Origin of the sequence: Bacillus sp. B4EP4a (genome assembly GCF_006680105.1) — a bacterium.
In the GTDB taxonomy this organism is placed as follows: Bacteria; Bacillota; Bacilli; order Bacillales; family DSM-1321; genus Peribacillus; species Peribacillus simplex_E.
Map to the genome: position 1 here is coordinate 44913 of NZ_VHIK01000003.1, position 22030 is coordinate 66942.

Annotated in this window: 21 protein-coding genes; all 21 read right to left on the bottom strand. The window is 42.1% G+C overall.

Annotation, left to right across the window (positions count from 1 at the left end; genetic code table 11):
- Positions 1 to 4: 4 nt before the first annotated feature.
- The 21 genes from FNK51_RS00675 to rnpM all read right to left on the bottom strand — a co-directional run bounded on the left by FNK51_RS00675 (position 5) and on the right by rnpM (position 22030).
- Complete coding sequence (locus FNK51_RS00675; RefSeq protein ID WP_098370977.1) at positions 5 to 2335, bottom strand: DNA translocase FtsK; 2331 nt, start codon at positions 2333 to 2335, stop codon at positions 5 to 7.
- Between the two features lie 239 nt (positions 2336 to 2574).
- Positions 2575 to 2802 (bottom strand): YlzJ-like family protein, encoded by a 228-nt coding sequence (locus tag FNK51_RS00680; protein ID WP_098370978.1) that lies wholly within the window; start codon positions 2800 to 2802, stop codon positions 2575 to 2577.
- A complete protein-coding gene (locus FNK51_RS00685) occupies positions 2799 to 3482 on the bottom strand; it encodes a ClpP family protease (RefSeq protein WP_483295539.1) in 684 nt (227 codons plus the stop codon). Before FNK51_RS00685 ends, FNK51_RS00680 begins: the two co-directional genes overlap by 4 nt.
- 191 nt (positions 3483 to 3673) lie before the next feature.
- Entirely contained in the window at positions 3674 to 5344 is a 1671-nt protein-coding gene (locus FNK51_RS00690) for a ribonuclease J (protein ID WP_141992146.1), read from the bottom strand.
- Between the two features lie 282 nt (positions 5345 to 5626).
- Positions 5627 to 6496: a 4-hydroxy-tetrahydrodipicolinate synthase gene (gene dapA / locus FNK51_RS00695; protein ID WP_098370980.1), complete on the bottom strand. Its 870-nt coding sequence runs from the start codon at positions 6494 to 6496 to the stop codon at positions 5627 to 5629.
- Between the two features lie 47 nt (positions 6497 to 6543).
- On the bottom strand, positions 6544 to 7770 hold the full coding sequence (gene dapG / locus FNK51_RS00700) for an aspartate kinase (RefSeq protein ID WP_098370981.1): 1227 nt from the start codon (positions 7768 to 7770) through the stop codon (positions 6544 to 6546).
- 105 nt (positions 7771 to 7875) lie between these two features.
- On the bottom strand, positions 7876 to 8931 hold the full coding sequence (gene asd, locus FNK51_RS00705; RefSeq protein ID WP_141992147.1) for an aspartate-semialdehyde dehydrogenase: 1056 nt from the start codon (positions 8929 to 8931) through the stop codon (positions 7876 to 7878).
- Between the two features lie 213 nt (positions 8932 to 9144).
- Positions 9145 to 9747, bottom strand: a complete 603-nt coding sequence (locus tag FNK51_RS00710) for a dipicolinate synthase subunit B (RefSeq protein ID WP_098370983.1) — start codon at positions 9745 to 9747, stop codon at positions 9145 to 9147.
- Positions 9744 to 10646, bottom strand: a complete 903-nt coding sequence (gene dpaA / locus FNK51_RS00715) for a dipicolinic acid synthetase subunit A (protein WP_098370984.1) — start codon at positions 10644 to 10646, stop codon at positions 9744 to 9746. The genes FNK51_RS00710 and dpaA overlap by 4 nt, the downstream gene beginning before the upstream one ends.
- Positions 10647 to 10867: 221 nt before the next feature.
- A complete protein-coding gene (locus FNK51_RS00720; RefSeq protein WP_076366447.1) occupies positions 10868 to 11137 on the bottom strand; it encodes a YlmC/YmxH family sporulation protein in 270 nt (89 codons plus the stop codon).
- 162 nt (positions 11138 to 11299) lie between these two features.
- Positions 11300 to 12526 (bottom strand): M16 family metallopeptidase, encoded by a 1227-nt coding sequence (locus FNK51_RS00725; protein ID WP_098370985.1) that lies wholly within the window; start codon positions 12524 to 12526, stop codon positions 11300 to 11302.
- Between the two features lie 46 nt (positions 12527 to 12572).
- On the bottom strand, positions 12573 to 13532 hold the full coding sequence (locus FNK51_RS00730; protein WP_076366451.1) for a polysaccharide deacetylase family protein: 960 nt from the start codon (positions 13530 to 13532) through the stop codon (positions 12573 to 12575).
- Positions 13533 to 13689: 157 nt separating this feature from the next.
- The gene (gene pnp, locus FNK51_RS00735) at positions 13690 to 15807 is read right to left on the bottom strand and encodes a polyribonucleotide nucleotidyltransferase (RefSeq protein WP_141992148.1); all 2118 of its coding nucleotides are present in this window, start codon (positions 15805 to 15807) and stop codon (positions 13690 to 13692) included.
- A gap of 319 nt (positions 15808 to 16126) precedes the next feature.
- Entirely contained in the window at positions 16127 to 16396 is a 270-nt protein-coding gene (gene rpsO, locus FNK51_RS00740) for a 30S ribosomal protein S15 (RefSeq protein ID WP_053345367.1), read from the bottom strand.
- Positions 16397 to 16531: 135 nt separating this feature from the next.
- Positions 16532 to 17482 (bottom strand): bifunctional riboflavin kinase/FAD synthetase, encoded by a 951-nt coding sequence (ribF, locus tag FNK51_RS00745; RefSeq protein WP_141992149.1) that lies wholly within the window; start codon positions 17480 to 17482, stop codon positions 16532 to 16534.
- A gap of 33 nt (positions 17483 to 17515) precedes the next feature.
- Positions 17516 to 18436 carry a tRNA pseudouridine(55) synthase TruB gene (gene truB, locus FNK51_RS00750; RefSeq protein ID WP_141992150.1) on the bottom strand — a complete coding sequence of 307 codons (921 nt, stop codon included), beginning with the start codon at positions 18434 to 18436 and terminating at the stop codon, positions 17516 to 17518.
- A gap of 168 nt (positions 18437 to 18604) precedes the next feature.
- A complete protein-coding gene (gene rbfA, locus FNK51_RS00755) occupies positions 18605 to 18973 on the bottom strand; it encodes a 30S ribosome-binding factor RbfA (RefSeq protein ID WP_034313607.1) in 369 nt (122 codons plus the stop codon).
- Between the two features lie 17 nt (positions 18974 to 18990).
- A complete protein-coding gene (locus FNK51_RS00760; protein ID WP_057913375.1) occupies positions 18991 to 19272 on the bottom strand; it encodes a DUF503 domain-containing protein in 282 nt (93 codons plus the stop codon).
- Complete coding sequence (infB, locus tag FNK51_RS00765) at positions 19269 to 21425, bottom strand: translation initiation factor IF-2 (protein WP_141992151.1); 2157 nt, start codon at positions 21423 to 21425, stop codon at positions 19269 to 19271. The genes FNK51_RS00760 and infB overlap by 4 nt, the downstream gene beginning before the upstream one ends.
- 19 nt (positions 21426 to 21444) lie before the next feature.
- Positions 21445 to 21750, bottom strand: a complete 306-nt coding sequence (locus tag FNK51_RS00770) for a YlxQ family RNA-binding protein (protein WP_061144653.1) — start codon at positions 21748 to 21750, stop codon at positions 21445 to 21447.
- 4 nt (positions 21751 to 21754) lie between these two features.
- On the bottom strand, positions 21755 to 22030 hold the full coding sequence (gene rnpM, locus FNK51_RS00775; RefSeq protein WP_141992152.1) for an RNase P modulator RnpM: 276 nt from the start codon (positions 22028 to 22030) through the stop codon (positions 21755 to 21757).

The following is a 22030-nucleotide window of genomic DNA, read 5'->3' on the forward strand; positions in this document are numbered from 1 at the left end:
TCAACTATGATGAATGCGCTTCATCCTGTTCATCTTTAGTAACCAATACATTTCGTGGTTTACTGCCTTCATATGGACCGACAATTCCCCTCGCTTCCATTTCATCAATCAATCTTGCTGCCCGGGTATAGCCAATCCGGAAACGGCGCTGCAGCATGGAAACAGATGCAGTCTGCATTTCTACGATCAAGGACACCGCATCCCCGTATAAACTATCTTCGACTTCACCATTTGAAGTTTCTGCAATTTCATCCGGTATCATCTCTTCGTTATATTGTGCTTTTTGCTGTGAAATGACATATGTGACAACTTCCTCGACTTCATTGTCGGATAAAAAGGCCCCTTGAACGCGAACCGGTTTTGAAGCTCCTGCAGGCAGGAAGAGCATGTCACCCCGTCCTAACAGTTTTTCGGCTCCGCCCATGTCGAGGATCGTTCTTGAATCGGTCATTGATGAGACACTAAAAGCAATCCGAGATGGGATGTTCGCTTTAATAACCCCTGTAATTACATCTACGGATGGCCGCTGAGTGGCAATTATCAAGTGGATGCCCGCGGCACGTGCCATTTGTGCAAGCCGTGTGATGGCATCCTCTACATCATTTGAGGCGACCATCATCAAATCTGCCAGCTCATCGACAATGACTACGATATAAGGCAAGAGCGGTTGTTTGGCATCTTCTTCAATGTTATACCGATTAATATAATCATTGTAGCCTTCAATATTACGGGTACCGGAATGAGAAAATAGCTCGTAGCGCCTTTCCATTTCACTGACCACTTTTTGCAAAGCCTGTGCAGCTTTCTTTGGATTCGTCACTACAGGTGCGAGTAAGTGGGGAATTCCATTATAGACATTCAACTCCACCATTTTTGGATCGATCATCATCATTTTCACTTCATGCGGTTTTGCCCGCATCAGAATACTCGTGATAATCCCGTTGATACAAACGGATTTTCCGCTGCCGGTAGCACCAGCCACTAGTAAATGCGGCATTTTATTAAGCTCCGCCTTAACCGCTTCACCAGAAATATTCCGCCCTAAGCCTATTTGCAGTTTTGCGTCAGGCTTGTCAACTTCTTTGGCCTCTAAAACTTCCCTTAATGACACCATTGCCACTTCGGAGTTAGGCACTTCTATTCCGATAGCCGATTTTCCGGGAATCGGGGCTTCGATCCTAATATCCTTTGCGGCAAGTGCAAGGGCCAAGTCATCGGATAGGCTGACAATTTTACTGACCTTCACCCCTACATCCGGATGGACTTCATATTTGGTTACGGCTGGGCCTAAATGAACTTGAGTGACCCTCGCTTTCACTCCAAAGCTATGAAAGGTGCGCTCAAGTTTTGCCGCATTTTCATGGATCAATTGGTACTCTCCGCTTTGGTCCGTTTTTTTGGGTTGCAATAACAAAGAAAGAGGCGGTAAAAGATATTCTTTATTTTCCACTTCCGTAAAATTCATAGGCGGAACGGCGTCATCCTGTTCCTCTGCACTTTCAGCTGCAGGTTCCGTAACTACGGGAATTATTTCGTTTTCGTCGCTATAGGCTTTATCAGCAAAGCTGGAAATGATCCGTTCGGTCGCCATTTGCTGTGTTTCCTCTTCTTGATGAAGGGGCTGATCCGTTTCCTCCACCGGATCTTTTTCCCGTTTCTTCTTTTTCACGGGATTCTTTTTCTTTTCTTTTTTGTCGTCATTCCACGTTTTCATATCATCTATGAATGCGGACCATTGCTTTTTGAAAAAGCCGCCAAGACCCTTGAAAAACTTCCCGAGGGTTTCACCTAACGTTTTCCCGGTCAATAGGACGGCACCTACAATGATAAAAAGGAATGAAACGATTTTCGATCCAGCTTCGTCGAATAAAAAGTATGAGGCTGCAAATAATATCGCTCCAATCATACCGCCCCCAAGGTCCTTTGTGCTGGCCTTGCCGGTCACTTCCATCCAGAATAGTTCCCATGTATTCGAAATGACGCTTGGCTTCGTAAACGGTCCTCCATCTGCAAGCATGTTAAACAATGTCACATGGCTTAGCAGGAGCATGCTCGCGACAAGAAAATACATCCCGACGAATTGCCGTTTTAACAGGTAAGGGACCTCCCTCTTTATCATCAAATAGAAGCCAGCTGCAATTGCTCCCAACAATAAGAGGATATACCATTCCCCCATGAAGAAGCGGATTAAAAAGACCGTCCCGTTTCCCACTGCTCCAAGCTTGGCAATGGCAATGATGGCCAAACCTATTAAAGTGAGGCCGATCAATTCATATTTAAGCGTTAGTTTTAACTTCTCTGTACTATTCTTTTTTCTGCGTTTCTTCTTTGCCATAATATCACCTGATTCTTCATGAAACTATTCTAACTTTCCTATTCAACATCACTACATGATTTCCCTTCTCGAAACAAATGTTCGCTCACTGATTATACCAAATATATATGTACCTGTCCTTGTTATATATACCATTTATTATTAAGACGAACATTTTGCCCATATAATGAATAAAGCAGCCAAGCGGCTGCTGATTTTCATTCCAGTATATCATAATTTACCTCAGTTAGTCGTTTTTACTAATGATTCATCTGTTCGAACACATTTATGACAGCCCCCGGCTGAATGTGTACATTCATATAATCTTCAGGATCCGTGCTTACAATTCGATCAATGCGAAACGTGCGGCCACCGTCATGTTCAACCATTACATGTACACCATTATAGATCATTTCTATTAAATTTGCCGTCTTCTCATGGTGATGAGGGAAAATTATTTCTTCAGGAACGATCGTGTAAAGCGTCATTGCAGAAGCCCCTCCTCTTCCCCGGCAATTTTTGGCCTTCTTTCTTCCATGAAGCTATTTAGTTTTCTCATGGCCTGGCCTACTCCTCCTACATCATCGATCATACCGATTTCAACTGCCTCGGCCCCGATTACATTCGTGCCGATATCACGGGTTAAATTTCCTTTAGCAAACATTAAATCCTTAAAACTTTCTTCCGAAACGTTGGAGTGCCGCGTAACAAATTTAATGACTCTTTCCTGCATTTTATCTAAGTATTCAAAGGTTTGAGGCACGCCAATGACTAGCCCTGTCAAACGAATGGGATGAATCGTCATCGTTGCTGTTTCTGCTATATAGCTATGGTCACACGAAACCGCAATCGGCACACCGATCGAGTGACCTCCCCCAAGTACAATCGAGACGGATGGCTTTGAAAGGGAAGCCAGCATTTCTGCGATGGCTAGTCCTGCTTCGACATCTCCTCCGACTGTATTTAAAATGACAAGCAGCCCCTCTATATTGGGATTTTGTTCAATTGCCACAATTTGCGGAATAACATGTTCATATTTGGTCGTTTTATTTTGAGGCGGCAGCTGCATATGTCCTTCAATTTGTCCAATGATCGTCAAACAATGGATTTTTGAGTCCTGAGATAGTTGCGGAACATTAGTAGCCCCCAGCTGCTGAATCTTTTCGATTAAAGTTGAATTCTTACCTTCCTGCTTGCCTTCATTTTCATTTGGTAATGGTGCATTATCCACTATGCCAACCCCTTTCTCTTAAGCCTATAGCTTTATTATGTCTCGAGTCTCGGACTTCATTCTTCAAGATATAAGAGGTTTGACACAGAAAAAAGAACCCCTGACTGTTTAAGCCAGGGGTTCCTTACTTAATATTCCATGATTATTGGTAAAATCATTGGGCGGCGTTTCGTTTTTTCATAGAAGAATTGGTTTAACGCATCACGCATTTCCTGCTTCAGCGTGGACCAATCAAAAGGTTGGCGCGACCCATTTTTCTTTACGATTTCACTTACTATTTCAGTTGCTTCCCCAATCATTTTCTCAGATTCGCGAACATATACGAAGCCCCTTGAAATGATTTCAGGTCCTGCTGCAATGCTTTTATCCTGACGGTTCAACGTGACCACTACAATCAAAATGCCATCCTGGGATAACAAGCGCCGATCACGAAGAACGATATTACCCACATCTCCAACACCGCTGCCATCTATCAAGATATTTCCTGCAGAGACTTTGCCGGAAAGACCCATTTTATTGCCCTTTAGTTCGATGACATCACCTTTTTCGGCAATTATGATGTTTTCACGTTTAATTCCCGCAGCAACCCCAACTTTTTGATGGGCATATAAATGGCGGTATTCCCCATGTACAGGGATCAAGAATTTAGGATTCATCAAATTGATCATCATTTTAAGTTCTTCCTGGCTGCCATGCCCTGTTACGTGCACTTTATATTTATTTGCAGATACCACTTCAGCACCTACCCTGTAAAGCAAATCGACGGTTTTGGATAAAATAAGTTCGCCGCCCTGTAGGGGTGATGCACTGATCAAAACTGTGTCTCCCTTTTTGATCGTTACCTGCTTGTGGGTCTGTTTTGCCATTTTTTGAAGTGCCGCAATGGGCTCCCCCTGATGACCTGTCGATAACACGACGATTTCACGGTCGTCATACTGGCTAATTTCATTAATCGGGATTATCAGCTCTTCTTCGACCTTTAAGTAACCAAGGTTCAAGGCTGTTTCATAAACGCGTTGCAGGCTTTTTCCTACAACTGCCACTTTTCTGCGACTAGCTGCCGCTGCATTGAAAACATGTTGAATCCGGTTGATGTTCGAAGCGAAGCACGCTACGATGATCCTTCCGGAGGCTGCATGAAAAACCTCTGTAATATCTTTGGCCACAACTGCTTCTGATGTCGTATAACCTGGCCTCTCGGCACCGGTACTATCCGAAAGCAAGCATAGGACACCTTCTTCACCGATACCAGCCATTTTACCGATTTCCGGTTTATATAGATCTGTTGCTGCTTGATCGAATTTGAAATCCCCTGTATAAACGATTGCACCTTCACGAGTGTGGATCACGACTCCGACAGAATCGGGAATACTATGGTTTGTCCGGAAAAAAGACACGGCTGCTTGAGGGAAACTTAAAAGAGAATCAGAATCGATTTCAGTGAATGTTGCCCTGCCGTTAAAGCCATCTTCCTTTAATTTCGTTTTGATTAAAGCTAGTGTAAGCTTTGTTCCATAAACAGGTGCCGGTAAATATTTCAAGACATAAGCAAGCGCTCCCATATGGTCTTCATGACCATGGGTAATGAATATCCCCTGCACCCGTTCCTTATTATCCATCAAATAAGAAATATCAGGGATAACCGCATCGATTCCGAGCATTTCGTCTTCTGGCAGCATTAACCCTGCATCAAGAAGATAGATGTCCTCGTTCACCTCAATGACGTACATATTTTTACCAAGTTCCCCTTGTCCTCCAAGAGAAATGACTTTTATTCCATTATTTTTATCTTTACCCAATCGAATATCCTCCTTAAAAATTCCCGTTCATAATTTCCCAATGAATTCATTATAACCGATGTTTAAAAAACATGACAACACTTACCATTTTCAGAGGGACTTTTTCATTTAATTCAAGAAAACAACCTATTATGTAAGAGATCCTTTGTACTTTTATCCAGTTTCGATTGATAATAAAACATTCAAATATTTTCATCCCGAAATCGGAAAGGATATCCCATTCATATAAATCATTATGTAAAAACAAGCCAATCTTCAACGATCAGCTTGTTCCGTGTCTTTTTATTTATTTAATACCTTGGTTAATGCAAGGCGCTCCTGTTCAGTCAATGGCACGATTGGAAGTCTCACCGAGCCAACGTCAATTCCATTTAACTGAAGCGCTGTTTTGACAGGTGCAGGGCTTGGCGCTGCAAACAAACCTTTTATAAGCGGTAACAGTTCCTGATGCAGCCTGGCTGCCTCTTTCAAATTCCCACTGATGAAGGCCTCCACTATTTTCTGCAACTCATTACCAGCAATATGTGAAGCAACCGAAACTACACCCACACCACCTATCGCCAATACTGGAAGTGTTAAAGCGTCGTCCCCACTATATAACGCAAAATCTTCATCCGTGCCGGCTATGATTTGGGTCATAGCGTTTAAATCCCCGCTCGCTTCCTTAACGGCCACGATATTAGGAATTTTTGAAAGGCGGATGATCGTTTCCGGTTCAATGTTAATCGATGCGCGCCCAGGAATATTATATACCATAACAGGGAGAGTCGTACTAGCTGCAATAGCCTTAAAATGCTGGTACAGACCTTCTTGATTCGTTTTACTATAATACGGGGCCACCAGCATTATCGCATCGGCGCCATTTTGTTCCGCTTTTTTTGTCAACTCGATGGAAGCATACGTATTGTTGCTTCCTGTACCCATAATGATGGGCACACGTTTTTCAACAACCTTAGAAACATGACGCAATAACGCAATTTTCTCCTCCGAAGATAAAGTCGGGGATTCCCCTGTCGTTCCCGAAAGCACAAGCGAATCGGTTCCATTCGTTAATAAGTAATTAACCAATGAAGTCGTCTTTTGAAAATCGACATTTCCCTTGCCATCGAAAGGGGTGACCATTGCGGTTGATACTCTACCAAATATCATCATCTAACACCTCTTTAATTTTTAAAACCTTTATTCATTAAAAAACCAGATCATTGGACTTCCCTTTCATGCAATTGAAATGCATAGTGCAGGGAATTAACAGCTTCTATTAAATCTTCCTCTTTTACGAGTACCCAAATTGTCGTATGGCTATCCGCTGACTGGAGAATGGCAATTTCCTTTTCGGAAAGCGCTGTGACAATCTTCGCTGCAACGCCTGGCACTCCATTTATACCTGCACCGACTACAGAAACCTTGGCACAATTTCTTTCAATGACCGGTTCATGACCAAGCTCGGCCAAAATCGAGAGGGCAAGTTCTGTCATCTCTTCCGAAACGGTATACACTACGCCGCTTGGATATATATTTATAAAGTCCACTGAAATAGAGGCATTGGCCATTGCTTTGAAAACTTCTGCCTGAAGATTATATTGATCTTTTTTCGCACGGACCTTGATTTGAGTGATCTTTGGTACATGGGCAATCCCGGTCACGAGCCTTTCACGTATGTCACTGCCCTGGCTTCCCTTGTTCATGCTTGTAACAAGGGTACCCAAACCTTCGCTGTATGTTGACCTTATCCGAATCGGGACTTTCGCCTGCATCGCAATTTCAACAGCTCTCGGATGAATGACCTTCGCCCCTTGATATGCCATATTGCAAACTTCCGTGTATGAAACGATTGATAATGGACGAGCTTGATCGGCAATACGTGGATCTGCCGTCATGATTCCTTCCACATCCGTAAAAATATCGACCCGTTCAGCTTGCAATGCCGCACCTAATGCAGCGGCTGAAGTATCACTTCCACCACGGCCGATGGTCGTGATGTCCCCGTTTTTAGCCGCTCCCTGGAAGCCTGCTACAACGATTACATCCTTCACCTCAAGTTCTTTCATGAGACGGTCGCATTTCATTTCGGTAATTTTCGCACTTGAATAGTCGGTATTCGTCAAGAATCCCGCTTGAGCTCCAGTATAAGCGACCGCATCAATACCATGTTCCAAGAGCATGTTCGTAAATACGACAGATGATATCGTTTCTCCAACTGACATAAGTAAATCCTGTTCCCTTTTTGAAAGGCTGGCCTTCGCTCCATTTACTAGGGAAAGTAAGGTATCCGTTGCATAAGGATCGCCTTTTCTTCCCATTGCTGAAACCACAACCACCACTTTATAGCCTTCTTTAATCGCATTTTCAATATGCCCCTTGGCAAATGAACGGCTTTCCTCATCGCGAACGGATGTACCACCGTACTTCTGGACGATAATTTTCATAATATGCACCCCAAATATAAGCCAGCTTCCCAATCCGGGAAGCTGACAAAAACTCTCTATCCTATTGGAATTTAATTTTCTATCTAGTTCATTAAAAATAAATTATTACTTAACGGTAACCAAACCTAATTTTAAAAGGCTCTCAGCAATTTGAACGGAATTCCAAGCTGCTCCTTTTAATAGATTATCGGAAACCACCCATAAATGGAAGCCTTTATCTTCATCCAAATCTTTGCGAATCCGACCGACGAATACCTCATTCTTTCCGACGGATGAAGCAGGCGTAGGGTAAACTTGTTGCTCAGGTTCATCTTCTAACACTATTCCAGGTGCCGTTTTCATTAAATCTTTGATTTGAGAAGCCGCTATGCCTTCTTTTTCAACTTCAATGTATACAGATTCCGAATGACCTGTTACAACAGGAAGCCTCACGCAAGTTGCAGCCACTGGAAGGTCTTGCATATGCATGATTTTCTTTGTTTCATTAATCATTTTCATCTCTTCGAATGTGTACCCGTTATCTTGGAATTTATCGATTTGGGGAATGACGTTAAATGCGATTTGATAATGCTTTTCGTCCCCTTTTACCGGTAAAATCTTCGGATCTATTTCTTTTTCATCAAGCAAGTCGCGAGCCTGTTCCTTTAATTCATTTATCGCTGCTGCACCTGCACCCGAGACTGCCTGATAGGTGGAAACGACAATTTTTGATAAGCCGTATGTCTTGCGGATAGGTTCTAATGCCACAACCATTTGGATAGTTGAACAATTCGGGTTTGCAATGATCCCATTATGCTGTTTCAAGTCTTCTTCATTTACTTCAGGAACGACTAGCGGCACATTTTCATCCATGCGGAATGCACTCGTATTATCCACTACTATCGCACCGCGTTTCACTGCTTCTGGAGCCAATTCCTTAGACACGCTTCCTCCAGCACTGAATAAAGCGATATCGATGCCTTCAAAGCTTTCAGGTTTTGCTTCCTGCACTTCGATTTCTTCGCCCTTAAATGTAAGTTTGATTCCAGCGGAACGAGCCGATGATAAAAAGATGATTTTCTTAATCGGTAAGTCCCTTTGTTCGAGTGTTGAAATCATTTGTTGTCCTACTGCTCCAGTTGCTCCCACAACTGCAATACGCAATCCCTGTGTCTCAGTCATTTATCCATACTCCTTTTCTATCTCTTAAATTAGTTATTTATTGGATTTACTGCTTCTTGTTCAGAATATCATTTATTTTATCACATTAACATTCCAAAGGGTCGCACTTTAACAAAATATTCTGGTAGTGGAGTGGTTTTTCATAACTTCAACCTACAAATTTATGCATATATGTCAGTCGTTAGAATGCGGAAGGGAGGCAGAAATACTTGCTCAGACTAAATCATCCTTGAACCTTTCGACGATGACAGGTTGAATCTGTTCCCTTTCCAATGCAGCTATGATCGTATCCCTTATCATGCTCATCCTTGCAACCATGGAACTTGGTTTGCCTGTGGGATTATCCTGGCCATATGGAACGAAATATATATCTTTTGCAGCCATCAGCCTCATTAGATTGACACCATTTAACCCCAGTGCATCATTTGTTGATATCGCGACCACGACTGGACGGTGATTTCTCATCGTCGCTTTTGCAGCCATAAGTACTGGCGAATCGGTAAGAGCATTTGCCATCTTACTCATTGAGTTACCCGTTAAAGGAGCGATCACCATGCAATCAAGTGGCAATTTAGGTCCTAAAGGCTCTGCTTTGACGATTGTATCAACGACATGATTCCCCGTCAATTTTTCTATTCTTTCGACCCAATCCTCACCCTTTCCAAAACGGGTTTCCGTGTTTTGAACTGTCGATGTTACGATTGGAATGACTTCCGCCCCTTCATCTACAAGTTTTTCTATTTCCGGGAACACTTCATCATATGTGCAATGTGATCCTGTTAATCCGAAACCAATCCGTTTACCTTTGAGACTCATATCATTTTCCCCTTCCTTTTCGTGAACTCGCCTTGTATCAATAGTCCCAGTGCATTCGCTAATATCTGACCAGCTGTTTTCGGGGCAACTATACCCGGCAGGCTTGGTGCCAACAGCGCCTTAATTCCCCTTTTTTCAGCGTAACGAAAATCCGTTCCTCCCGGTTTTGAAGCAAGGTCGATGATTAATGTATGAACGGGCATTTTAGCTATAACTTGTGCGGTAATTATCGGAAAAGGAATCGTATTGATACATATATCCACATTTTTCATTTCAGCAGCAAGATCATTTAAATGAAAAGGAGCTAATGCCATTTCACTGATCCTCGCAATATCCTCGCTTTTTCTTGCCCCCACCTTCACTTTTGCTCCCAGTGCATGGAATGACCGGGCTACACTCATACCGACCCTTCCCAGTCCAAGAACGGCTACATTCGATCCATGGATCGTAAAATCCGTATGTTGAATGGCCATCATGATTGCACCCTCAACAGTGGGAATCGAATTATAAATAGCCACATCATCACGTTCGAACAATAGTACGAGTTTGCGATCCACTCTCTTGAATATCTCATCGAGGTAATCGTTACTGATTCCTGCATAAAAAGTGCAATGTGCCGGGGTCTTTTTTATCATTTCTTCAGTTAAAACAACCTCTTCACTGGAAAAAATCGTTTCTACTTTCCCATCTGAATCCGTGCCCCTGACAGGTAAAATAACTGAGTCTAGTTCCTTGAAATTTATATCTTCCATTTTTTCCTTAACCGCTCCGGTAAAAGCATGGTCAAGCTGTTCAAAACCTACCAATAATAGCTTTGCATCAAGCTCCGTCAGTTTACGGACAACTTCAAGCTGACGCGCATCTCCACCAATTACAGCGATTTGCATGCCTGTGAGCATTAAAACCGTCACCTTCTTTATATAAAAGATCCTAAACATTCCTTGCCCCGTGATACAATCCCTTCAGGAAGCAATTCGGTATTTGCTACATTCTCTAGTTACCCTGCCATCTTATGTTTTTAGTTAAAAAACGGTGATAAGAAATCAAAAAACGCCTTAGCTATTGCCAGCTAAGGCGTTTTCGGGATTTCGAGAAATTCCAAGGAGTAGGCGCGAGCGCATTATCCGTCCATTTGCTCTCCGTCTTTTAGTGAAAGTCCTTCTTGAAAATCAATGATGACCATATCCGCACCGATTTTTTTTATGTGATCCCATGGCACTCTTATTTCACTGCCATTCCTTAAAAGGCCGAACCATTTAACAGATGGGATGATTAACGAGGTAATTTGTCCAGTTTCATCTATTTCCAAATCCGTCTGACCAAGGATCCCTAATCTTTCCGCCCTATTCACATCGACTATTTCCTTACCGCTCAGTTCGCTTAACCTCAAATTTGGTTCCCCCTTTTTCGCCTTCTATTCAATCTATATCCGAAAAAGGTAAACTTAGAAGGCATTTATCCAAATATTGTCCAAAACACTGGACCTTCCCACATTCAAAGAAAAAAAGCCTGACCTCCCTTTAATAAAAGGAAGGTTCAGACTTAGTCGTTATTATTTGTCCCAGTTTTCCAGCGGGCTCACTAATGACAAGGAATGTTTCGTAAAGATCTGATTTGCCAATTCATTGACGGTATCCTCTGTCACTTCGTCAATCTTGATGATTATATCATCAAGGGAACGGTGCTCACCCAACATTAGCTCATTTTTTCCGTTCCGGCTCATGCGGCTATTCGTGCTTTCAAGGCTGAGCATCAAACTTCCTTTAAGTTGTTCTTTACTATTCCGTAATTCTTTTTCCGTAATGCCATCCCTTTTTAAAGTATCCAATGTTTCCTGAATGGTTTCATACAGGCTGTCAAGCTGGTTTGTGCCTGTCCCCCCATATACTGTCACCATACCGCTATCTTGATAGCTGGAATGATAGGAATAAACGGAATAGGCAAGGCCGCGTTGCTCCCTGACGTCCTGGAATAGGCGGCTACTCATGCTCCCTCCAAGAATATTATTTAAGGTAATCAGGCTGTATGTTTTATCATTGCCGATTTCCAACCCCTTGTAACCAAGGCATAAGTGGGCTTGTTCCGTATCTTTTTTACGGGTGATCCTATTTTCATGGAAGGAAGGTTTGACCAATTCAAGACGGTCTTCCGATCCTTGATACGAGCCAAAATAGTTTTCGACTTCCTGAATCAATTTTTCATCCACATTCCCAGCAATGGACACTACTACTTTATCGGGTGTATACATGTCATGGACGTATTTTTTTAATGTATCACTATTGAAGGTTTCAAGCGTATTTTCCGTCCCAAGTATAGGATAGCCAAGGGGGTGGTTTTCATATACCGCCTTGCTTAAGAGGTCATGGACAATGTCATCGGGTGTGTCTTCGTACATTTTGATTTCTTCGTAGACGACATTTTTTTCTTTTTTCAATTCTTCCCCATCAAATGTTGAGTTGAAGAACATATCAGCAAGGATTTCCAGCGCATAGCTTGCATGGTTATCCATTACTTTAGCATAGTAGCATGTATATTCTTTTGAAGTGAATGCATTCACCTGTCCGCCAATACTATCGAACGACTCGGCAATTTCACGCGCATTTCTCGTGGTTGTCCCTTTGAAGAACATATGTTCCAGGAAATGTGAAACCCCATTCAATTCTGGTGTTTCATTTCTTGAACCTGTTTTGATCCATACTCCAATTGCTGCTGAGCGGACAGTTGGAATATTTTCCAATACAATTCTAACTCCATTTTGACACGTATATTTCTTAATCAACTAACATTCCTCCCAATCATTCTATGCTGCTATCGTTACCAATGTTTTATGGATTCGATCGCTCTTCATCTACTGCTTCCGAAACGGTAACAACATCTAAATCTTTCTTTTTTATTTCAATTATTAACGTCTCCAATGATTTTGCAGTAGATTCCGTCGGATGCATCAATATAAATGCTCCAGGGTGTATCTTAGAAAGCACTCTTTGTTGAAGGACTTCAGGGCTTGGCTTTTGCCAGTCGATCGTATCCACACTCCACATGGCGGTCTCCATACCGAAAGAATCCGCGATTTTCACCGTTTCATCCCGGTAGCTTCCACTTGGTGGTGCGAACCATTTCATTTTCAAACCTGTCACCGCTTCAATGACTTCATTCGTTTTCCGAATTTCCTCACGTGTAGCTTGTGCGGATATGTTTTTCATATCGGGATGTGAATAAGAATGATTTCCAATTTCATGCCCGCCGCCCTTAATCATCTTGGCCAAATCAGGATTTTTCTTGGTCCAATTCCCTTCGAGGAAAAAAGTGGCCTTGACATTATTCTTTTTTAACACGGCCAACATATCTTGTAAGTACTCATTTCCCCAGGCCACATTGATTAAAAATGAAACAACTGGCTTTTCGGGGTGGGCCCGGTAAATCGGAGCCGGATCCAGATCCTCCATATGAATCTTTGCAGGGACCTGCTGAAATACCAGCTTATCCTTATCGAACACGCCCTCCTTCTTCATGGCTTTATACGATTCATCAATATTTACCTTCAGGCCGTTATATGCAGGAACGGTTTTCCAAACAGAATCTATTCGTGCATCCTGTGGTGCAATCTCATATTTTTTTGTTGATTCTTTTATTTGTAAAAGAAGCTCGTCTTCTTGCTTCATTGAAGCAACTGAATCATTGGTTAATTGGGTCAAATAAACTTGTGTATATGGATTTTGCACTAATAACCATGATATACCTGCAATGGCACTTATCGCAACTATCTGCTTCCATTTATTATTCATTTTTTACGCCCCCTTCATACCAAAATGTATGAAGAAAACGGACAAGGTAGAACATGACCTGCTTATAACGCCATTCGCAATATGGATATTCCAATACTTTCAAACAAAAAAAGCATGCAGATTCACAAGGAATCGCATGCCGGATTTTCATTTTCAATTACGATTGAGAAGGGTTGGCTGCCTCTTTTTGCTCTTTCAAGACCGCTTTACGGGAAAGGTTTACCCTTCCTTGCTTATCGATCTCAGTAACTTTGACCAATAATTCATCGCCAAGTGAAACGACATCTTCCACTTTTCCGACCCTTTCTTCAGCCAGTTCAGAAATATGTACCAAACCGTCTTTACCATTGAAGATTTCAACGAAGGCACCGAACTTTTCGATACGTTTAACTTTACCTAAGTATAGTTCGCCAACTACGACTTCACGTACGATATCCTCAATGATTTTCTTCGCTTTTTGAATCATTGGTTCATCAGTAGAAGAAATGAATACCGTTCCATCCTGTTCGATGTCGATTTTCACGCCAGTTTCTTCAATGATTTTGTTGATATGTTTTCCGCTCGGTCCAATTACATCACGAATCTTATCCGGATTTATGGACAATGTAACGATTTTTGGAGCATATTTGGATAACTGTTCACGCGGTTGATTGATTGTTGACATCATTGATTCCAAAATATGCATCCGGCCATGTTTGGCTTGTAGTAAAGCTTCTTCAAGAATCTCTCTTGAAAGACCTTCAATCTTAATATCCATTTGTAGGGCAGTAACACCTTTTGAAGTCCCTGCGACTTTAAAGTCCATGTCTCCCAGATGATCTTCCATACCTTGAATATCCGTTAAGATTGTATAGTGCTCACCTGTTTTGACAAGACCCATAGCAATACCAGCAACTGGAGCTTTCAATGGAACACCGGCATCCATCATTGCCAAAGTGCTTGCACAGATACTTGCTTGTGATGTTGAACCGTTTGATTCAAGGACTTCAGAAACAAGTCTGATTGTATATGGGAAGTCTTTATCGTTTGGAATGACAGGATCCAATGCTCTTTCACCAAGTGCACCATGACCGATTTCACGGCGTCCTGCCCCACGGATAGGGCCAGTTTCACCAACACTGAAATGCGGGAAATTATAGTGGTGCATAAAACGTTTTGACTCTTCGGTACCAAGTCCGTCCAGAATCTGCACATCACCAAGTGCACCTAATGTACAGATGGATAGCGCTTGGGTTTGTCCGCGTGTGAACAATCCGGAACCATGAGTACGAGGCAGAATGGTAACTTCTGATGATAATGGTCTGATTTCGTCAGGATTACGGCCATCCGGACGCACTTTTTCTTCCGTGATTAAACGGCGGACTTCGGATTTGACCAATTTATTCAGGATTTCTTTGATTTGCTTTAATTTTTCTTCATCAGTTTCTTCTTCATAATGAACCAACACACGATCTTTTACTGCTTTGATGGCGTCTTCACGAGCATGTTTTTCCTGAACTTGTACAGCTTTGTTCAAGTCTGCTTCACATAGGCCCTTCACTTCTGCTTCCAGTTCAGCATCCACTTGATATAAAGTGACCTGCATTTTTTCCTTACCGATTTCAGCAACGATTTTCTCTTGGAATGCAATGATCTTCTTGATTTCATCATGTCCAAACATGATTGCCTCAAGCATGGTTTCCTCTGGTACTTCATTTGCTCCGGCTTCAACCATGTTGATAGCATCTTTAGTGCCGGCAACCGTCAGATTGATGTCACTTTTGGCTAGTTGGTCAACAGTAGGGTTAATAATGAATTCATTATTGATTCTCCCCACTACAACTCCAGCAATTGGACCTTCGAACGGAATATCGGAAACTGAAAGTGCAAGGGAAGAACCTAGCATGGCTGCCATTTCCGTAGAACAATCTTGATCGACACTCATGACCATGCTGATGATCTGAACATCGTTCCTGAAGCCATCTGCGAAAAGCGGACGGATAGGACGATCGATTAAACGGCTTGCAAGAATTGCCCTTTCACTTGGTCGTCCTTCACGTTTGATGAAGCCTCCCGGAATTTTACCGACTGCATAAAGTCTTTCTTCATAGTTCACTGTCAAAGGGAAGAAGTCGACATTTCTAGGTTCCTTTGAAGCTGTCGCAGTACTTAATACAGCAGTTTCTCCATAACGGACTAAAACTGCCCCGTTCGCTTGTTTGGCTAATTGCCCTATCTCTACCGTTACATTACGGCCGGCCCAGTCAAATGAATACGTATGTTTTTCCTGTCCCATTTATTAAACCCCTCTCTGAATCTTCACTTAGAGGCTTAGTTTACCTAAACCTGTATTGGATTAAATCATTTATATGTGAAAGTAACTGAACTCGAGTTAAAACCAAACTATTCCTATTATGCACGAAAAAAACAAGCATTAACAGTAAAATGAATAAAAATTTCATTCATTTGATTATGTATATTCTGATCATTTATAAATGGAAAAGGACCCGGCTCCTGCCGAGTCCCAAGGACGAAGGCCCAGCCTTAAGTAGAACACGTCCAAATCATTTGATTAACATCAAAAAAGCGGGAAATTTCCCGCCTTCCTGAAAAAATTATCTACGTAGACCTAATTTGTTAATTAGTGTACGGTAACGAGTAACGTCTTTGTTACGTAGGTAAGTTAAAAGATTACGACGTTTACCTACCATTTTTAGAAGACCGCGACGTGAATGGTGGTCTTTTTTGTGTGTGCGTAAGTGACCGTTCAAGTTGTTGATTTCTTCTGTTAATACTGCGATTTGAACTTCTGGAGATCCAGTGTCAGTATCGTGAGTTCTGAACTCAGCGATTAGTTCGTTTTTGCGTACTTGTGTAATTGCCATGTTATTATTCCTCCTAAAATTCTGTAAAATCACCTATTACCGAGCCAGCGTCGGAGTCTCGACTAGCCAAGCAATGGTTATTTTCATACATACAATAGAATACATGTTTTTCATTAAAATTGCAAGTCTTGTCTTTTATGCTTCAAGCTTTGCAAAATAGGCTATTGCATTTTGCTTATCTATTTCGATCTGAGCGACTAATGCTTCAAGTCCGGAAAATTTTTGTTCACTCCGAAGTCTTGTGTGCCACTCCACCGATACCTGGTTGCCATAAATATCTCCCGAGAACTCCAATGCATGAACCTCTACAGTGGGATACTTAGGTTTTTCTTCGTGGAACGTAGGTTTGTAGCCGACATTGCAAACTCCATTATACCATTTACCGCTTATTTTGATCCTGACGGCATATACGCCTGCAGCAGGGAAGATATAATCGTCACTTACTTCAATATTAGCGGTGGGGAAACCCAGCTTCCTGCCCCGCTTTTCACCATGAACGACATGACCTTTCGTTAAATAGCGGCGGCCAGCCAAATGATAAAAGTCGGAAAAGTTGCCATTACCGAGAGTTTCCCTGATTCTCGTCGAGCTAACCTTTTCATCTTCGAGTGTCTGTTTTTCAACGACCGTCTGCGAAAACCTTCCCTGTGCGTAAACAGGCAAATCTTCCATCGATCCTTGACCATAGCGACCGTATGAATAATCAAAGCCTGCAACTACGTGACGGACATTCAGCCCGGCAATGTATTCGTCAACGAACCGTTCCGGCAGTACGGAAGCAAATTCCTTGCTGAAATGGACAATGAATAAATAATCGATCTCCATCGACTCTATGATATCCACCTTATCTTCAAGTGGAGTGATATAGCGGATATTTTCCGTTTTCCTACCCAGTACTGCAGAAGGATGCGGGTCAAATGTCATGACTGCTGACTTAAGATTCATTTCATCGGCTTTTTTCTTGGCGGTTTGAATAACAATCTGATGACCTTTATGTATACCATCAAAAAATCCAAGCGCCATTACAAGCTCGGGAAAATCATCCGAATTAAATTGATGAGGATGCTCTATTGCGATCACTTTCACCTTTCAATCTCCTCTTTCCGGCGGTAAAACGGTCTATAATTCTTGTGCCAATACTTTTACAGGTTTAATTAATCCCACTTTTGTCGGATGTATTTGATAAATGGCAATGGCCTTATCAGCTGGATCGACCATCACAAAAGGCTTCCCTTTTTCAACATCAACATCCTTTGTTTGTTCCAATACCGCACCGTTAAGTACTTTCTTTGCTACTTTATCACTAATCTGAAATTTGGGCAAATGAAATAATCCCCGCTCCAAAGGCAACAGAAATTCATCCGTTTGTCCACTTTCCATGAACTCTTCCACTTCAGCAAATGTGAAACAGTCCTCCTGCTTAAAACCTGCTGATTCAATACGTGTCAAGTCTGACATATGGGCAGGAAAACCCAGTTCTTCACCCATCATGACTGCAAGCGTTCGAATATACGTTCCCTTGCTGCATTTGACGCGAAAACGAAAAGAAATGGTTTCCCCTTTAAATTCAGAACGATCATCGAGAAGGGTTATTTCATAGATGGTGACCTCCCTTGTAGGCCTCTCCACTTCTATCCCTGCACGGGCATATTCATATAACTTCTTCCCGTTTACTTTTACCGCTGAAAACATCGGCGGCGTCTGTTCAATTTTTCCAGTCAATGATTCCAGCACTTCAAGAATCCGTTTACGCTGAATCACTTGATCAATCTTTTTCTCTTCCACTTTTTCACCGCTTGCGTCTTCAGTTGTCGTTGAAAAACCAAGGGTCACTTCCCCTTCATACGCTTTACCGGCTTCTGTCAAATATTCGGCTATCTTAGTTGCCCTGCCGATACAAATAGGCAAAACCCCTGTTACATCAGGATCTAAAGTACCTGTGTGCCCAACCTTTTTTGTCTTTAAAATCTTTCTTAATTTAAAAACACAATCATGGGATGTCAATCCCTTGGGTTTCCATAATGGAAGAATACCGTTCACGCTTTCACCTCATCATTTATAAAACACCCTAAACTACTATCATAAAGCAAAATGAATTCCAATTCCGAAAGGTGTTTTTCCTTTTTTACATATTCAGTTTTCAAAAAAAAGAGACCGACTTCAAGAAGTGCAAAGCACTTATTGAGTCGGCCTCCTTTTACTGCTTGCTTATTCCTCGTCTTTTTCAGCCGGTTTATCCTCTGAATTGATTTGGGAAATCAACGACTCGATACGATTACCATAATCGACCGATTCATCAAATTCAAAAAACAGCTCAGGGGTTTTGCGCAGGCGGATTCTCTGCCCAATTTCTGAACGCATGAATCCTTTCGCCTTAGCTAGACCTTGAAGGGTTTTCTCCCTTTGTTCCTGGTCACCCAAAACGGAAATATAAACTGTTGCCTGTTGTAAATCGCCTGTAACCGCGACATCCGTGACTGTTACAAATCCGATTCTTGGATCTTTAATTTTTCGGCCGATAATTTCACTCAGCTCTTTTTTCATTTGTTCGCCAACACGATTTGAACGAAGGCTCATAATATCACCTCGATAGCCTAAAGCCAGTCTATATCTGTTATTGTTCGCTCTAGTTCCGGAAAAGAATCTAGAAATTTAAGGGCATTTTGAAGTTCCCGTTCAGTAGCCTTCCTTGATGATGTTACGGTTACGATAGTAATCTTTGTCCGCTGCCATAAATCCTGAAAATCGGTCTCTGCTACAGAAATATTGAACTTCTGCTTAAGCCGTGTCATGACACGCTGAAGCACGGCCCTTTTTTCTTTCAAAGAATGGGTGTCATGGATGATGCATTCACATTGGACAGAGCCAACGATCATTTACGTTCGATCTCTTCCATTACATACGCTTCAATTACATCGCCTTCTTTAAGGTCGTTGTAATTTTTAATCGTAATACCGCACTCATAGTTCGTTGCTACTTCTTTTACATCATCTTTAAAACGTTTCAATGCATCAATTTCACCTTCGTAAATGACGACACCTTCACGAATTAAGCGAATTCCGCTATCACGTGTAATTTTTCCTTCTGTAACGTAAGAACCGGCAATCGTACCTACCTTGGATACTTTGAAAGTCGTACGAACTTCAGCCTGACCGATAATTTTTTCTTCGAATTCAGGGTCAAGCATCCCTTTCATAGCCGACTCGATCTCTTCGATTGCTTTATAGATGATGCGGTGAAGGCGGACATCAACATTTTCTGATTCAGCTGCACGCTTCGCATTCACGTCAGGACGGACGTTAAATCCGATGACGATTGCATTCGAAGCTGTAGCAAGGATGATGTCAGACTCTGTAATGGCACCGACGCCAATGTGTATGATTTTCACTTTAGCGCCTTCTACTTCTATTTTATTCAGGGAAGCGGCTACTGCTTCCGCAGAACCTTGAACATCAGCTTTTAAAATGATGTTTAATTCTTTAATTTCCCCTTCTTTCATTTGCTCGAACAATGTATCTAGGGTTACACGGGATTTTTCATTACGTTGTGAAGCAAGTTGTCTCTGTGCACGCACTTCCCCAACTTGACGGGCCGTTTTCTCATCTTCAAAGACGATGAAACGATCGCCGGCCTGTGGCACTTCGTTCAATCCAGTGATTTCAACCGGCGTTGAAGGACCTGCATCCTTAACACGGCGTCCAAGATCGTTAACCATAGCACGAACACGTCCGAATGTATTACCGATAACAATCGGATCACCGATTTTCAACGTTCCGTTTTGAACAAGCAAAGTGGCAACCGATCCGCGCCCTTTATCCAAACGCGCTTCGATAACCGTTCCATTTGCTTTACGAGTTGGATTCGCTTTATACTCCTCCACTTCACTGACAAGAAGAATCATTTCAAGCAAGCTATCGATACCCTCACCGTTTTTAGCTGAAATTGGTACGAAAATTGTGTCTCCGCCCCATGCTTCAGAAACTAAACCATGTTCTGTCAATTCTTGCATGACACGGTCCGGATTGGCAGCTTCTTTATCCATCTTATTGACAGCAACGATAATTGGAACTTCTGCCGCTTTAGCATGGTTGATCGCTTCAATCGTTTGAGGCATAACGCCATCATCCGCAGCAACGACAAGAATGGTGATATCGGTAACTTGTGCACCGCGGGCACGCATTGTTGTAAACGCAGCATGGCCTGGTGTATCCAGGAATGTTATTTTCTTATCGTTAACTTTAACTTGATAAGCACCGATATGCTGAGTGATTCCGCCCGCTTCGCCTTCAGTAACTTTTGTATGGCGTATAGAATCAAGCAATGTCGTTTTACCATGGTCAACGTGCCCCATGATCGTCACGACAGCTGGACGTTCAATCAAATCTTCAGAAGCGTCCTCAGTGACAAGTGATTCAAGGTCTGTTAGGTCGACACGAATCTCTTCTTCGGCGACTACACCGTATTCCGCACAAATCAATTCTATTGCATCTTTATCCAAAGTTTGGTTGATTGTAGCCATAACACCAAGCATAAAGAGCTTTTTAATGATTTCAGAAGGTTCACGGTGAAGTTTTTTTCCAAGTTCCATAACCGTCAAAGACTCATAAAACGTAATTTTCTCTGGAAGTTCTCTTTCTTTACGTTTTGTAACAGGTGCCTGAGGCGCTTGTTGTCTTTGTTTATTATTTTTATTCTTGTTATTGCGACCCTTGTTGAACTGACCTGTTGGTTTTTTCGTCCCTACAGGTTTAACTGGTGGTTTCTTCTTCAGTTTTTCTTTATTGACTGTGCTCTTTTCATCCGCTTCAGCTTCGTACTTTGCGACCGTAGCGTTAGCTTTTGGTTCAGCAGCTTGGCTTTTATCTTCGTTTTTAGGTTTGATTGAATCGTTTAATTTATTTACAGTTGAATCGTCTAATGCTGTCATATGGTTTGTTACCTCTATATTCATTTCTTTAAGTTTATTTATTACATCCTTGCTTGAAACGTTCTTCTGTTTTGCATATTCATATACACGCAATTTTGTCATACGTTCACCCCCGTAAAATTTAATCGAGCAGCGTTCGGAGTTTTTGTGCAAAACCTTCATCCAGAACTGCGACGGCAACTCTAGCATCCTTACCTATCGCATGGCCGAGCATTGACCTGCTTTCGACTCTTTTTAAAGGAACCTGATAAAATGCGCACTTATCAGATATTTTTTTTTCAGTGTTTTTTGAAGCGTCCGCGGATAAAATAACAACTTTGGCATTACCGCTTCTAATCTCTTTAACCACTAATTCTTCACCCGAAATTAGCTTGCGTGCTCGATTGGCCAAACCTAATAGAGACATCCATTGTTGTTGTTGGGTCATGATGTTAGTTTTTCTCCTTATTCACTAATTCAAGCATTTGTTCATAAAGGGAAGAATCGATTTGGGTACTAAGGTGATTAGCCAGCACATTTTTCTTTTTGGCCAGCTCGATAACATCCCGATCAAGAGTCAAATAAGCTCCCCTTCCCGATTTCTTTCCGGTCGGATCAAGGCTGACTTCCCCTTCTTTAGATCGAACGATGCGAATGAGTTCTTTCTTCGGCTTCATTTCGCCTGTAGCCACACATTTACGCATCGGGATTTTTTTTCGGCTATTCAT

Bases quoted from the DNA above. Each gene is read 5' to 3' on its own strand.
- infB (WP_141992151.1), bottom strand. From the start codon at position 21,425: ATGACAAAATTGCGTGTATATGAATATGCAAAACAGAAGAACGTTTCA.
- FNK51_RS00770 (WP_061144653.1), bottom strand. From the start codon at position 21,750: ATGACCCAACAACAACAATGGATGTCTCTATTAGGTTTGGCCAATCGA.
- FNK51_RS00760 (WP_057913375.1), bottom strand. From the start codon at position 19,272: ATGATCGTTGGCTCTGTCCAATGTGAATGCATCATCCATGACACCCAT.
- pnp (WP_141992148.1), bottom strand. From the start codon at position 15,807: ATGGGACAGGAAAAACATACGTATTCATTTGACTGGGCCGGCCGTAAT.
- rnpM (WP_141992152.1), bottom strand. From the start codon at position 22,030: ATGAATAGCCGAAAAAAAATCCCGATGCGTAAATGTGTGGCTACAGGC.
- FNK51_RS00675 (WP_098370977.1), bottom strand. From the start codon at position 2,335: ATGGCAAAGAAGAAACGCAGAAAAAAGAATAGTACAGAGAAGTTAAAA.
- dapG (WP_098370981.1), bottom strand. From the start codon at position 7,770: ATGAAAATTATCGTCCAGAAGTACGGTGGTACATCCGTTCGCGATGAG.
- dapA (WP_098370980.1), bottom strand. From the start codon at position 6,496: ATGATGATATTTGGTAGAGTATCAACCGCAATGGTCACCCCTTTCGAT.
- asd (WP_141992147.1), bottom strand. From the start codon at position 8,931: ATGACTGAGACACAGGGATTGCGTATTGCAGTTGTGGGAGCAACTGGA.
- FNK51_RS00710 (WP_098370983.1), bottom strand. From the start codon at position 9,747: ATGAGTCTCAAAGGTAAACGGATTGGTTTCGGATTAACAGGATCACAT.
- rpsO (WP_053345367.1), bottom strand. From the start codon at position 16,396: ATGGCAATTACACAAGTACGCAAAAACGAACTAATCGCTGAGTTCAGA.
- rbfA (WP_034313607.1), bottom strand. From the start codon at position 18,973: ATGAGCCTTCGTTCAAATCGTGTTGGCGAACAAATGAAAAAAGAGCTG.
- FNK51_RS00680 (WP_098370978.1), bottom strand. From the start codon at position 2,802: ATGACGCTTTACACGATCGTTCCTGAAGAAATAATTTTCCCTCATCAC.
- FNK51_RS00730 (WP_076366451.1), bottom strand. From the start codon at position 13,532: ATGAATAATAAATGGAAGCAGATAGTTGCGATAAGTGCCATTGCAGGT.
- dpaA (WP_098370984.1), bottom strand. From the start codon at position 10,646: ATGCTCACAGGCATGCAAATCGCTGTAATTGGTGGAGATGCGCGTCAG.